The sequence below is a fragment of the Arthrobacter sp. E70 genome (genome assembly GCF_058266945.1).
This window is the reverse complement of record NZ_JBYQFR010000005.1, coordinates 1-12,575: the sequence shown is the minus strand read 5'-3', so window position 1 is coordinate 12,575 and position 12,575 is coordinate 1. Positions and strand designations below refer to the sequence as shown.

12 protein-coding genes are annotated in these 12,575 nt (G+C 68.3%); 9 read left to right on the top strand and 3 right to left on the bottom strand.

Features of this window, described 5'->3' with window-relative positions:
- Nucleotides 1-40 precede the first annotated feature (40 nt).
- Nucleotides 41-859 (top strand): shikimate 5-dehydrogenase, encoded by an 819-nt coding sequence (locus tag AC3IMC_RS07290; RefSeq protein ID WP_490917727.1) that lies wholly within the window; start codon nt 41-43, stop codon nt 857-859.
- A gap of 3 nt (nt 860-862) precedes the next feature.
- Here the strand turns inward: AC3IMC_RS07290 and AC3IMC_RS07285 are convergent, their stop codons facing one another.
- Nucleotides 863-2,128 (bottom strand): THUMP-like domain-containing protein, encoded by a 1,266-nt coding sequence (locus AC3IMC_RS07285; protein ID WP_490917726.1) that lies wholly within the window; start codon nt 2,126-2,128, stop codon nt 863-865.
- A 53-nt stretch (nt 2,129-2,181) separates the two neighbouring features.
- Here AC3IMC_RS07285 and AC3IMC_RS07280 point away from each other — a divergent pair, with 53 nt between their 5' ends.
- The 3 genes from AC3IMC_RS07280 (at nt 2,182) to groL (ending at nt 4,797) form a co-directional block, all read left to right on the top strand.
- Nucleotides 2,182-2,562, top strand: a complete 381-nt coding sequence (locus AC3IMC_RS07280; RefSeq protein ID WP_490917725.1) for a hypothetical protein — start codon at nt 2,182-2,184, stop codon at nt 2,560-2,562.
- Between the two features lie 251 nt (nt 2,563-2,813).
- Nucleotides 2,814-3,107, top strand: a complete 294-nt coding sequence (gene groES, locus AC3IMC_RS07275) for a co-chaperone GroES (protein WP_003805290.1) — start codon at nt 2,814-2,816, stop codon at nt 3,105-3,107.
- 79 nt (nt 3,108-3,186) lie between these two features.
- Complete coding sequence (gene groL, locus AC3IMC_RS07270; RefSeq protein WP_490917724.1) at nt 3,187-4,797, top strand: chaperonin GroEL; 1,611 nt, start codon at nt 3,187-3,189, stop codon at nt 4,795-4,797.
- Between the two features lie 115 nt (nt 4,798-4,912).
- Here groL and AC3IMC_RS07265 read toward each other — a convergent pair whose 3' ends face one another.
- Complete coding sequence (locus AC3IMC_RS07265) at nt 4,913-5,515, bottom strand: dihydrofolate reductase family protein (RefSeq protein ID WP_490917723.1); 603 nt, start codon at nt 5,513-5,515, stop codon at nt 4,913-4,915.
- Between the two features lie 66 nt (nt 5,516-5,581).
- Between AC3IMC_RS07265 and AC3IMC_RS07260 the strand changes: the two genes are divergently transcribed.
- From AC3IMC_RS07260 to AC3IMC_RS07245, 4 genes are all read left to right on the top strand, one after another.
- Nucleotides 5,582-7,105, top strand: a complete 1,524-nt coding sequence (locus AC3IMC_RS07260) for an ATP-dependent DNA ligase (RefSeq protein ID WP_490917722.1) — start codon at nt 5,582-5,584, stop codon at nt 7,103-7,105.
- A 120-nt stretch (nt 7,106-7,225) separates the two neighbouring features.
- Complete coding sequence (locus AC3IMC_RS07255) at nt 7,226-8,860, top strand: helix-turn-helix transcriptional regulator (protein WP_490917721.1); 1,635 nt, start codon at nt 7,226-7,228, stop codon at nt 8,858-8,860.
- Between the two features lie 91 nt (nt 8,861-8,951).
- Nucleotides 8,952-9,296, top strand: a complete 345-nt coding sequence (locus tag AC3IMC_RS07250; RefSeq protein ID WP_490917720.1) for a hypothetical protein — start codon at nt 8,952-8,954, stop codon at nt 9,294-9,296.
- Nucleotides 9,293-10,420, top strand: a complete 1,128-nt coding sequence (locus AC3IMC_RS07245) for a flavin-containing monooxygenase (protein WP_490917719.1) — start codon at nt 9,293-9,295, stop codon at nt 10,418-10,420. The genes AC3IMC_RS07250 and AC3IMC_RS07245 overlap by 4 nt, the downstream gene beginning before the upstream one ends.
- Here the strand turns inward: AC3IMC_RS07245 and AC3IMC_RS07240 are convergent.
- Complete coding sequence (locus AC3IMC_RS07240) at nt 10,389-11,357, bottom strand: DUF389 domain-containing protein (protein ID WP_490917718.1); 969 nt, start codon at nt 11,355-11,357, stop codon at nt 10,389-10,391. The genes AC3IMC_RS07245 and AC3IMC_RS07240 overlap by 32 nt on opposite strands.
- Before the next feature lie 113 nt (nt 11,358-11,470).
- On the opposite strand from AC3IMC_RS07240, the gene AC3IMC_RS07235 reads away from it, so the two are divergent.
- Nucleotides 11,471-12,575 (top strand): acyltransferase family protein (locus AC3IMC_RS07235; protein ID WP_490918091.1); only part of this gene is annotated, 1,105 nt, incomplete at its 3' end.

Below are 12,575 nucleotides of genomic sequence, written 5' to 3'. Positions count from 1 at the left end.
TTGGGACCGCCAGTGCCGGCGGGAGCGCTTTAATGGTCAGGTGCCCATTCTGAATAAAGACATGACCCTCTGCATCTCGCTCTCCGCCCGTCCCAGCAACAACGGGACCCGGTTCCACAACCACCTGTACGAACAGCTGGGCCTGAACTGGATCTACAAGGCGTTTGCCCCCACCAACCTGGAACAGGCCATCGCCGGCGTGCGGGGCCTGGGCATCCGCGGCTGCGCCATCTCCATGCCGTACAAGGAGGACGTCATCGCCCTGGTGGACGAGATGGATCCTTCCGCCAAGGCCATCGATTCCGTGAACACCATCGTCAACACGGACGGGCACCTCAAGGCGTACAACACCGACTACACGGCTATCGAGCAGCTCCTGGCCAGCAACGCGGTCCCCACCAACTACTCCGTGCTGGTGCAGGGTTCCGGCGGGATGGCCAAGGCGACGGTGGCGGCCCTGCGCGACAGCGGCTTCGCCGACGTCACCGTCATCGCCCGGAACGAGGCGACCGGGCGGGCGCTCGCGGACCAGTACGGCTTCACGTGGCGTCCAGCGCTCGACGGCGGGACGGCGGACTTGATCATCAACGTCACGCCTGTCGGTATGGCAGGGGGAGCGGAGGCTGAGAATTTGTCTTTTCCGGCCGAAGCGATCGAGGCTGCGAAGGTGGTCTTCGATGTGGTGGCGCTGCCCGCCGAGACGCCGCTGGTCAAGGCGGCCCGTGCCGCGGGCAAGCCGGTCATCACAGGAGCCGAGGTGGCCACCATCCAGGCGCTGGAGCAGTTCGTCCTGTACACGGGGGTGACGCCCACGCCGGAGCAGGTGCGGGCGGCCGAGGAGTTCATGCGCGCCCAGTAGGGGCTACACGGGTTCCACCACGACGGCTACCCGGTCCTCGCCGATGCGGGTCAGGACCAGGGTGGCCGTCTTGCCGCCCTTTTTGGCGTTTTTCCCGCCGTTCTTTCCGCCGGGCAGCAGTTGCTTCCGCAGTTCCTCCGGCGTCACCGCCGTGCCGCGTTTCTTGATGTCCAGCACGGTGATGCCCTCCTGCTTGACCCAGGCTTTGAGCGCCTTGACGTTGTACGGCATGACGTCCAGCACTTTGTAGGCCCTGGCGAACGGCGTGTCCCGCAGCTCCGGCGCGCAGATGTAGGCGATGTGCTCATCCACCAGGTGCCCGCCGAGTTCCAGCGCGACGTCGGCCACCAGGCCGGCCCGGATGACGGCGCCGTCGGGCTCATACAGGTAGCCTTCCACAGGGCCCACCGGGGCCTGCGGGCCTGCGCCGAAGTCCTCACCGCTGGTGAGTTCCGCGGGCCCTTGGGGGCCCAGGACCAGGGCGGCCCGCCGAACGCCGGGCCTGCGCACCGCGTTGAACCACAGCGTCACCTCGGTGACGTCGCCCGCCACGGACACCCACTGCGCCTCGCAGCCCTGGGGGACGGAGTCGTGCGGCATGCCGGGGCCCATCTTGACGCCCACGGCCTTGCCCTGCGCAGCCAGCGCCTCTACGAAGGACAGCGGCGGGGAGAAAGCCTCGGGGTCCCAGATCCGCTTGGTGCCGGAGGTGGAGGTGACGCGGCGCGCGGGGTCCAGCCAGACGCCGTCGATGCCGTCCAGCGGCACCGCCGCGGCGTCGGCGTGGACCACCGTGGCGTTGGGGAACGGAATGAGGTTCACCGTGGCGCAGGCCGCGGTGGTTTCATCCATTTCGACGGCGGTGACGGCCACGTCCAGGGAGGCCAGTGCCAGCGAGTCGGCGCCGAGGCCGCAGCCCAGGTCCGCCACGTGGCTGATCCCCGCGGCGGCGAACCGCTTGGCATGGTGCGCCGCCACATTCAGCCGTGTGGCCTGCTCCAGGCCGGCCTGGGTGAAGAGCATCTGGCGGGCGAACTCGCCGAACTTCGCCTCCGCCTTGGTCCGGAGCCGCGACTGCGTCAGGACCGCCGACACCAGCCCGGCCGGATGCCCGGCCTTCCGCAGGGCCGCATTGAGAGCAAAGGAGTCCCCGTCCCGGTAAGGGCCCAGGGACGCCAGCAAATCCCACCCTTCGGGGGTCAGCAGCGGTGCAATCTGGTCCTGTGCGGTCTGGTCCTGTCCAACCTGGTCATGGGGAGCGTGAGCCATGGGTTCCAGCCTAGTGGAGGAGCACGCACCGGGATGCCGATAGGGTTGACAGCATGGAAGAGAGCGCAGCCTCCGGGCCGTCCGGCGAACAGCAGCCCAGGACCCAGGGGTTCGCCAGGTACGCCCGCCCGGTGCTGATCGCCGCATCGGTGGTGGCCGTGGTCTGCGTCGCCCTGCTGGTGATTATCCTCCTCCTGGACACCTTCAACGCCACCGTCTATTCGGTGGGCGGCAACAACATCTCCGATGACACGCAGGAAGCCCGGGACATCCGCGGGCTGTACGACGGCGCGCGCGCAGGGAGCATCTTCTTCCTCGTCACCGCGGTGCTCGCCGCAGCGGCGGCCGGCTGGGTGCTCGTCCGCGGACGCAGCCAGGGCGGCGCCGGGGCCGACGGCGGCGAGGACGTCGGCTTCGACGACCTGGGCCGGTAGGAGCGCCGGTCCCGGGCCCCGCCGCCCGTCGTCGTGCGTTCCCGAACCCGTACGCCCACGACGAAACGTTGGCACTCGCCTTGACCGAGTGCTAACCCTTACATAGAGTCTTCATTAGCACTCTCCCTAGGAGGGTGCTAACACATGAAGAGCTGCCAGCCAGGCTGCTGCCGGCACCGCGACGACGGTTTGCCAGCTACGGCGGAAAGCTTTCCAGTCCACGAATTTGCTGACGAAAAGGAGAGGTCCGAGTGTCGGTCTCTATTAAGCCTCTTGAGGATCGTATTGTTGTCCGCCCGCTCGAAGCCGAGCAGACCACGGCTTCCGGCCTGGTCATCCCGGACTCCGCCCAGGAGAAGCCGCAGGAAGGCGAAGTTGTTGCAGTAGGCCCCGGCCGCTTCGAAGACGGCAACCGCGTTCCGGTCGACGTAGCCGTCGGCGACGTCGTCATCTACTCCAAGTACGGCGGAACCGAAGTCAAGACCGGCGGCACCGAGTACCTCGTGCTGTCCGCCCGCGACGTCCTGGCGATCGTCGTCAAGTAACTCTTTCGGATCCCCGTGCTGCCGGCCACGCTTATGCTGGCCGGCGGTGCGGGGTTTCTGTCTTTGAAAGGACAAAACCATGGCAAAGCAGCTTGCGTTTGACGACGCTGCCCGCCGGTCCCTCGAGGCCGGCATCGATAAGCTCGCCAACACCGTCAAGGTGACGCTCGGCCCCCGCGGCCGCAACGTCGTCCTGGACAAGAAGTGGGGCGCTCCCACCATCACCAACGACGGCGTCACGATCGCCCGCGAAGTGGAACTGGACGACCCCTACGAGAACCTTGGCGCGCAGCTGGCCAAGGAAGTAGCCACCAAGACCAACGATGTTGCCGGTGACGGCACCACCACCGCCACGGTCCTGGCCCAGGCCCTGGTCAAGGAGGGCCTGCGCAACGTGGCAGCCGGCGCTGCCCCCGGCCAGATCAAGCGCGGCATCGAGGTTGCGGTTGAGGCCGTCGCCGCCCGCCTGCTGGAGAACGCCCGCCCCGTCGAGGGCACCCAGGTGGCCAACGTTGCCGCCATCTCCGCCCAGAGCGACGAAATCGGCGAACTGCTCGCCGAGGCCTTCGGCAAGGTGGGCAAGGATGGTGTCATCACCATCGAGGAGTCCTCCACCACCCAGACCGAGCTGGTCCTCACCGAGGGCATGCAGTTCGACAAGGGCTACCTTTCCCCGTACTTCGTTACCGACGCGGAGCGCCAGGAAGCAGTCCTTGAGGACGCCCTCATTCTGATCAACCAGGGCAAGATCTCCTCCATCCAGGAATTCCTGCCGCTGCTGGAAAAGGCGCTGCAGGCTTCCAAGCCGCTGTTCATCATTGCTGAGGACGTCGAGGGCGAGGCACTGTCCACGCTGATCGTCAACCGCATCCGCGGCACCCTCAACGTTGTTGCCGTCAAGGCCCCCGGCTTCGGCGACCGCCGCAAGGCCATGCTGCAGGACATCGCCACCCTCACCGGTGCGCAGGTTGTGTCCCCCGAACTGGGCCTGAGCCTGGACACCGTTGGCCTGGAGGTGCTGGGTACCGCCCGCCGCATCACCGTCACCAAGGACAACACCACCATCGTGGACGGTGCCGGTTCGGCCGAGGACGTGTCCGCACGCGTTGCCCAGCTGCGCGCCGAGCTGACCCGCACCGACTCCGACTGGGACCGTGAAAAGCTCCAGGAGCGACTGGCCAAGCTGGCCGGCGGCATCGGCGTCATCAAGGTCGGCGCTGCTACCGAGGTTGAGCTGAAGGAAAAGAAGCACCGCATCGAGGACGCCGTGTCCTCCACCCGCGCTGCCCTCGAAGAAGGCATCGTGGCCGGCGGCGGTTCCGCCCTCATCCACGCCCTCAAGGCACTGGACGAGGACGCTGCCGTCAACGCGCTCGAAGGTGACGCCGCGGCTGCCGTCGGCATCGTCCGCCGCGCCCTCGTGCAGCCGCTGCGCTGGATCGCCCAGAACGCCGGCTTCGACGGCTACGTGGTCACCTCCAAGGTGGCGGACCTCGAAACCAACAACGGCTTCAACGCCAAGTCCGGCGAGTACGAGGACCTGATCGCGGCGGGCGTCATCGACCCCGTCAAGGTCACCCGTGCAGCCCTCCGCAACGCGGCCTCCATCGCCGCCCTGGTTCTCACCACCGAGACCCTGGTCGTGGAGAAGCCCGCCGATGAGGACGAGCACGCAGGCCACAGCCACTGACATCCCCGCCGTCTCCCTCACCTCGCTTCGCTCGGTCAGGGAACCCTGACGGCGTGGGCCCTGCAGTCGAAAAACCGGTCCAGCATCCGCTGGGCCGGTTTTTGTTTTCCGGACGCTACGTAGCGTCCATCTCCTGCGTCTGCACATCTCCGGCACGCTCGTATACCAGCGACACCGATCCCTTGGGGAAGCTGCGCGCGGGCTCGGTGAGGCGGAAGCTGGCAGGGACGGTTCCGGCATCGAAGAGGCGCTTGCCCTGGCCGAGGACCACCGGGTAGAGCCAGAGGTGGAGACGGTCCAGCACATCGGCCGCCAGCAGGGACCGGATCAGGGCGCCGCTGCCGAACATGTGCACCTGCTGGTACTGCTCCCGTAGCCTGCCCGCTGCCTCGGCGTCAGGGAGGACTGTGGTGCCGGCCCAGTCCGGGTCTGTCAGGGTGCTGGAGACAACGAACTTGGGCACCCGGTTGAGGGCGTCGCCGATCTCGCCGGACTGGTGCGGCCAGTAGGAGGCAAAGATGTCGTAGGTCTTCCGGCCAAGGAGCAGCGCATCGATCCGGCTGATCTCGGCGCCGATGGAGGCGGCGGCTTCGTCGTCGGACACAGGCGCCTGCCAGCCGCCGAAGGAAAACCCGTCTTCCGTGTCTTCCTCGCGGCCGCCGGGGGCCTGGTAGACGCCGTCGAGGGTGATGAACAGGTTGGCCACGATGATGCCCATCCGCCCATTGTGGAACTGGTCCGCGGCCCTGTCCAGTGCTGCTGGCGGGCGTGGCAGACTGGTGGCATGCTGCTCGATGAGCTCGTAAAAACCGCGGAAGCTGTCGCCGCGACCCGTTCCCGGCTGGCGAAGGTCCAGGCCCTTGCCGGGCTGCTGCGCCGGCTCGAGGCAGCGGAGATCCCGACGGCGGTGGGCCTGCTCACTGCCAAGCCGCGGCAGGGCCGGGTGGGCGTGGGCTGGCGGGGCCTTGCAGCGGTCAAGGGGGAGCCGGCAGCCGAACCAAGCCTCACCGTGGGGGACCTGGATGATGCGCTGGACCGGTTGCTGGCCACGGCGGGTGCCGGATCTGCCGCGGAGCGCGCAGCCATCCTCCGTACATTGATGGCCGCGGCCACGGCACGCGAGCAGGCGTTCATCGCCGGCGTGCTGCTGGGTGAACTGCGGACCGGCGCCCTGGAGGGGGTGTTGACCGATGCCGTTGCCCGCGCCGCAGACCGGCCCGTGGACGCCGTTCGCCGCGCCGCCATGCTTTCCGGCGACCTCGGCGGGACCGCCCTGCTGGCGCTGACCGGCAGCGCAGACGAGCTTGCCGCCGTCGGCCTTGTGGTCGGACGGCCCGTGCAGCCCATGCTTGCCGCGACTGCCGGCAGCGCGGAGGAAGCCCTCGTGGCCACGGGGGAGGCCTCCGTGGAATACAAGCTCGACGGCGCACGCATCCAGGTGCACCGGGCAGGGGACAATGTCAGCATTTACACCCGCAACCTCGCCGAGGTGACCCACCGGTTGCCGGAGGTGGTGGAGGTGGTGCGCGGACTGCCCGTGCGCGACGTGATCCTCGACGGCGAGACGCTTGCCCTCGACGAGGACGGCGGGCCACGCCCGTTCCAGGAGACCATGTCCCGGTTCGGGGCGGACGCGGCGCGCGCCACGGTGCTGCATCCCTGGTTCTTCGACGTGCTGCACATCGACGGCCGAGACCTGCTCGACGAGCCGCTGTCCACCCGTATCGGGGTGCTCGAAGGCATTGCGCCCGGGCACCGGATTCCAGGGGAGATCACCGCTGATGCGGCAGTTGCCGAGAAAGTGTCGCGTGATGCGCTCGCGGCCGGGCACGAGGGTGTGATGGTGAAGGCTATCGGATCGGCGTATGCGGCGGGCCGGCGCGGGTCCAACTGGCTCAAGGTGAAGCCCGTCCTCACCTACGACCTTGTGGTCCTCGCCTGTGAATGGGGCTCCGGCCGGCGCACCGGGCTGTTGTCCAACCTGCACCTTGGCGCCCTCGACCCGGAGGGGGAGTTCGGCGAGGCCGGCGCCTACGTCATGGTGGGCAAGACCTTCAAGGGCCTCACTGATGAGCTGCTGCGCTGGCAGACGGAAAGGTTCCAGGAGCTTGAGGTGCGGCGGACGGCGGGGACCGTCTGGGTGGAACCCGTCACGGTGGTGGAGGTGGCAATCGACGGGGTGCAGCAGTCTCCGCGCTATCCGGGCGGCATTGCCCTCCGGTTCGCGCGGGTGAAGCGCTACCGCGACGACAAGCCCGCGGCGGAGGCAGACACCATCCAGACCCTCCGCGCGCTGTTGCGCCCCTAGCTCCTCCGCGAGCCAGGGCGTTGTCACTGCTGTTCCGCGGGCGTAGCGTGGCGCTTAGGCAAGTCCGCAAGCAATGACGGCGGCGGGCCGGCCGGGGGTGGTATCCACAGAGGAGGCCAGGTGACAGCTGAGACGGGCCTGGACCAGGGCCGGTCGGCGTTCCGCGAGCAGCGTTGGACCGAAGCCTTCGAAAGCCTCCGGGATGCCGACCGGCAGGGCGGGCTTCCGGCCGCTGACCTCGAGCGCCTGGCCACGGCGGAGATCCTGACCGGCAACGCCGCCACTGGGATTGAATCGCTCACCCGGGCCCACGAGGAGTACCTGGTGGTAGGCGACATCGTGGGGGCTGCCAGATGTGCCGCTTGGATGGCCCTGCACCTGATGAACACCGGCGAAAGTGCACGGGCCGGGGGATGGCTGGCACGGGGGCAGCGGCTGGCCGATGAACTTCCCGAGCCGGATGCCGTCCAGGGCTTCCTGCTGATCCCGGCGTGCCTGGGCAAGCTTTACGGCGGCGACCCAGAGGGCGCCCTGATGCTGTTTTCCCGGGCCGCAGAAATTGGCCAGCGGTTCCAGGACAGGGATCTGTCCGCGCTCGCCCTGCTGGGCAGGGGCCAGGCCACCCTTGAACTGGGCCGTCCCGAGGAGGGGCTGCGGATGTTCGATGAGGTGATGGTGGCTGTCACTACGGGGGAATTGTCTGCCGTGCCGTCCGGGATTGCCTACTGCGCCGTGATCGGGAACTGCCAGGTGGCATTTGACTTGGAACGGGCCATGGAGTGGACGGCTGCCCTGGACCGGTGGTGCTCGGCCAGGCCTGACATGGTTCCCTTCAGCGGTCAGTGCCAGGCCCACAGGGCAGAAATCTTCCGGCTGCATGGAGCCTGGGCAGAAGCACTCGCCGCGGCGGGAACGGCCCAGGAACGCTCCGGCAGGGGTGATCCGCAGGCGCTGTACGGAGGCTACTACCAGCAGGGGGAAGTGCAGCGGCTCACGGGCAATCTGGACGCGGCACAGGTCTCTTTCACCCAGGCGGCGGGCAGCGGGTACGAACCGCAGCCGGGCCTTGCCCTGCTGATACTTGCCCGCGGGGACGCGAAGCAGGCCCAAACCATGATCCGCCGGGCCGCCGGTCTGGCGAACACTGCCACCCGCCGGCATCTGTTGCCGGCACTCGTGGACATCGAACTGGCCGTGCCGGACGTCCAGGCGGCCCGGGAGGCCGCAGAAGAGTTGGCCGCCTTTGCCCGCGACTGCCCCAGGCCGATGGTGCGGGCCGTCGCGAGCCAGGCGGATGGCGCGGTGAAGCTGGCAGAGGGTGATTCGGGAGGTGCCGCGCAAGCGCTTCGGCAGGCCTGGCAGCTGTGGCTGGGGCTCGCGGTTCCGTATGAGGCTGCCCGGTGCCGGGTGCTGATCGGCCAGGCCTGCCGGGATCTCGGCGACGAAACGTCGGCCGGAATGGAGTTCGAAGCGGCCCATGCTGAATTCCTGGGGTTGGGGGCTGTGCCCGCCGCCGCCTGGACGGCCTCGCTGATGCGGAAGGACGACGCCGGTACTCCCGGGCGGCTGACCGCCCGGGAAGCGGAGGTGCTGAAGCTCGTCGCCTCGGGGCAGGGGAACCGTGCCATCGCTGCCGCGCTGTTCCTCAGCGAGAAGACAGTGGCCCGGCACATCAGCAACATCTTCCTGAAGCTGGATCTTTCCTCGAGGGCTGCCGCCACCCGGTATGCCTTCGAGCACGGCCTGGCCCCCTGAACCGACTGCGCAAAATTACCCATTCGCTCCGCCCGGCAAATGCATGGTTTGCCCGACGCGGACCGTGCAGCTGCGCCCATAGCCTCAAAGCATGAACATTCCCCTCCTTGCGGGCACCCTCTCCACGGTGCTGTTTGCCGTGGGGATGCTGCCGATGCTGGTGAAAGCAGCACGCACACGGGACCTCGCTTCCTACAGCCTGGGGAACCTGGTCCTCAGCAACCTGGCCAACGCGGTGCACTGCGTCTACGTCTTCAACCTCCCGGCCGGGCCCATCTGGGTCCTCCACCTCGCCTACGTCCTCGCCTCCGCGCTGATGCTGGCATGGTGGCTGCGCTACAGGGAAACGGGCGCCGGTACCGGGAACTCCAGGGCAGGGCAGCGGGAAGGTTCAGCAGCAGGCATCCCAACCAGTACAACAGGAGCACAGCCATGAACAGCAACGACGTGACCGGCATGCTGGACACGATCATCATTGGTGGTGGCCAGGCCGGCCTGACCCTCGGCCACCACCTGAAGGAGCAGCACCGCAACTTCCTGATCCTCGACGCCAACCAGCGCTCCGGCGACGCATGGCGCCAGCGGTGGGACTCCATGCGGGTGTTCACCCCCGCCAAGTACGACGGCCTGCCGGGCGAACCGTTCCCGGCGGATCCATTGTCCTTCCCCACCAAGGATGAGGTGGCGGACTACCTTGAGGGCTACGCCGAACGGAACGGCCTGCCCGTCATCCATGGCACGCGGGTGGAACGCCTGTGGCGCGAAGGAGGCCTTTATGTTGCTGCCGCCAACGGCCACCGCTGGGAAGCACGCAACGCCGTCGTGGCCACCGGGGTGAGCCAGGCGCCCAAGGTTCCCGGCTTCGCAGCGGAGCTGGCACCGTCAACGGTCCAGCTCCATTCCAGCCAGTACCGGAATCCCGGGCAGCTGCAGGACGGTCCAGTGGTGGTGGTGGGGCTTGGAAATTCCGGGGCGGAGATCGCCCTCGAGGTGGGCCGGAGGCACCCCACGACGGTTGCAGGGAAGCCGTCCGGTGAACTTCCGGTGAAGCACGGCCGGGCCGCCGCCCGCTATGCCCTCCCCGTGGTGCGCTTCCTCGGCTTGCATGTGCTCACCCTCGGGACCCCCGTGGGCCGGAAGGTTGCGCCCACCTTCACCACACACGCCACGCCCCTGATCAGGACCAAGACCAAGGATCTGGCCGCCGCGGGCGTACGTCTCGTGCCACGGATGGCCGGCGTGGAGGATGGGCAGCCCATCCTTGCGGACGGCACCAGGCTGGAGGCAGCCAACGTCATCTGGTGCACAGGCTTCCGGAACGACTTCAGCTGGATCGATCCCGGGCTGCTCGACGGCGGCGCGCTGCCACGCCAGCACCGCGGCGTCGCCCTTGATACGCCCGGGCTGTTCTTCCTGGGCCAGGAATTCCTGTACGCGGCGGCGTCCGCCACCCTGCCCGGGGTGGGCCGGGACGCACGGTACCTCGCAGGGGTAATAGCCCACGCCGGACAGACGGCGCAGGGCGGGATCAGCCGCGGGTCCGCCGCAGCTGCCGCCTAAGCGTCCGGGCCGTCGATTCAGGCAGCCGCCGGGTGACCAACCGATAGAAAAGGAGGACCGCCACGGCGGCTGCAACGATGCCCACCAAATTCAGCAGCAGTTGCAGCGCGGAACCGGCCGCCTTCTGGAACTCACCCAGCACCAGGGCCACCGCGACATACCCCGCCGCCGGGACAGTGGTGACCGAGATGAAAACGCCGATGAGTGCCGCGGAACGGCGGCCGATGACCGACAGCATTCCGGCGGTTCCGGCCAGCACCGCGACGATCAGCGAATACGGCCCGGGATGGTAAATGAATTCGACGGCGGATCCGGTGTCGAGGGTATTGCGGGGAAAGAGCCCGAGGGGAACCGAGAGCCATGCTGACAGCGCCGCGAGCAGCATGGCGACCGGGAACCCCACAGCCAGGGCCAGGGCGGCGCGCCGGCCCAGCGCCCATTGCCGGCGGGCGAGCGCCACGGCGAGGGCAGCCAGCGGACCGAATTCCGGACCCACAGCCATGGCGCCGACGATCGCGATGGGGGAATCGTTCACGATGCCGATCGCCGCCAGTTGCGTGGCCAGCACCAGGAACGCCAGATAGGACCAGGTCAGCCGCGAGTCCTCACCCGTTTGGCGGGACACCTCATCCCAGATCAAAGCGTCCGCCCCGTCGCCCGGGGCGGCCCGCTCCGCATCGTCCGCCCGGCGGGACAGGACGAGTTCGGGCATCGAAACGACGATCGAGCCCGCCTCCTGCACCTTCAGGACCTCGAGTTTCTCGAGCAGCTCCTCCACTGACTCCCGGGGGAGGTGGACCTCGATCAGGTCGCCCTCCGGTACCACCGAGCCGCCGCGGAGCAGCGCCACTTCGGCCGTTCCCGCCTGCTCCCGGCACGTCCGCAGCGTCACCTCCGACAGTTCCGCGGGGACGCAGATGCGCACCTGGACAATCACTCCGGCTCCCTTCGCTGGTTGGGCCCAGCATAGTTTGATTCGCCTTGGCTGCAGCCGGTGCGTAGGCTTAAGGCTTTGGCCAGCCGGGGATTTGAGGGGTTTAAGTGTCGATTGTGGAAACCCAGGAGACACCCGGCCAGGCCCGCAACGCTACCCGCCGCCCACGGAAGGCCACGTTCCGCCCCGAGGTCCAGGGCCTGCGCGCACTGGCCGTGCTGATGGTGGTTGCCTACCATGTGTGGCTGGGCCGGGTATCCGGCGGCGTCGACATCTTCCTGCTGGTATCGGCCTTCCTGCTCACACTGTCCTTCGTGCGGAAAGCCGAGGCCGGGGCTCCCTTCGGGCTCCTGGCGCACTGGCTGCACCTGTTCAAGCGCCTGCTGCCCGCCGCCGTCGTGGTCATCCTCGGTGTCCTGGCCGGCACCTGGCTGATCCTGCCCCAGGGGCGCTGGCCCGAGGTCCTCGACCAGGCGTGGGCGTCCCTCCTGTACCGCCAGAACTGGCTCCTGGCAGACGCTGCCGTTGACTACTACGCGCAGGACCACGCCGGGGCGAGCCCGCTGCAGCACTTCTGGTCCCTGTCCATCCAGGGGCAGGTCTTCATCCTCTGGCCGTTGATCTTCGCGGGTACCGCGGGGGTACTGGCGGCTCTGCGCGGGTTTCGCCGGCTTAACGGGGTGACCTACCGGGGCCTGCTGGCGCTCGTCTTCGGCGCACTGTTCGTTGCCTCACTGGCGTATTCCGTGGAGCAGACGGCCACCAACCAGGCCTATGCCTACTTCGACACCCGGGCGCGGCTTTGGGAGTTCGCCCTGGGGTCGCTGCTGGCCCTGGCGCTGCCCTACCTCAAGCCCGGCAAGGGAGTGCGGGTGGTGCTGGGCTGGGCCGGGCTCGTCGCCATGGTCTCCTGTGGGCTGCTCCTGACGGTGGACCGCTCGTTCCCGGGCTACGTTGCCTTGTGGCCCACGCTGGCCGCCGCCGCCATCATTGTCGCCGGGCAGACCGGGAGCCGGTTCGGCGTGGACAGGATCCTCAGCAGCCGCCCCGCCGTCGCCCTCGGCGACAACTCCTACGCCCTGTACCTCTGGCACTGGCCCGTCCTGGTGCTGGCGCTCGCAGCCACCGGCGTCGAGGCGCCGAACCTCACCCAGGGCCTCGGCATCGTCGCAGCGTCGATTGTCCTGGCCGTCCTCACCACCCGCTTTGTGGAAAAGCCGC

Bases quoted from the DNA above. Each gene is read 5' to 3' on its own strand.
- AC3IMC_RS07285 (WP_490917726.1), bottom strand. From the start codon at position 2,128: ATGGCTCACGCTCCCCATGACCAGGTTGGACAGGACCAGACCGCACAG.
- AC3IMC_RS07280 (WP_490917725.1), top strand. From the start codon at position 2,182: ATGGAAGAGAGCGCAGCCTCCGGGCCGTCCGGCGAACAGCAGCCCAGG.
- groL (WP_490917724.1), top strand. From the start codon at position 3,187: ATGGCAAAGCAGCTTGCGTTTGACGACGCTGCCCGCCGGTCCCTCGAG.
- AC3IMC_RS07265 (WP_490917723.1), bottom strand. From the start codon at position 5,515: ATGGGCATCATCGTGGCCAACCTGTTCATCACCCTCGACGGCGTCTAC.
- AC3IMC_RS07260 (WP_490917722.1), top strand. From the start codon at position 5,582: ATGCTGCTCGATGAGCTCGTAAAAACCGCGGAAGCTGTCGCCGCGACC.
- AC3IMC_RS07250 (WP_490917720.1), top strand. From the start codon at position 8,952: ATGAACATTCCCCTCCTTGCGGGCACCCTCTCCACGGTGCTGTTTGCC.
- AC3IMC_RS07245 (WP_490917719.1), top strand. From the start codon at position 9,293: ATGAACAGCAACGACGTGACCGGCATGCTGGACACGATCATCATTGGT.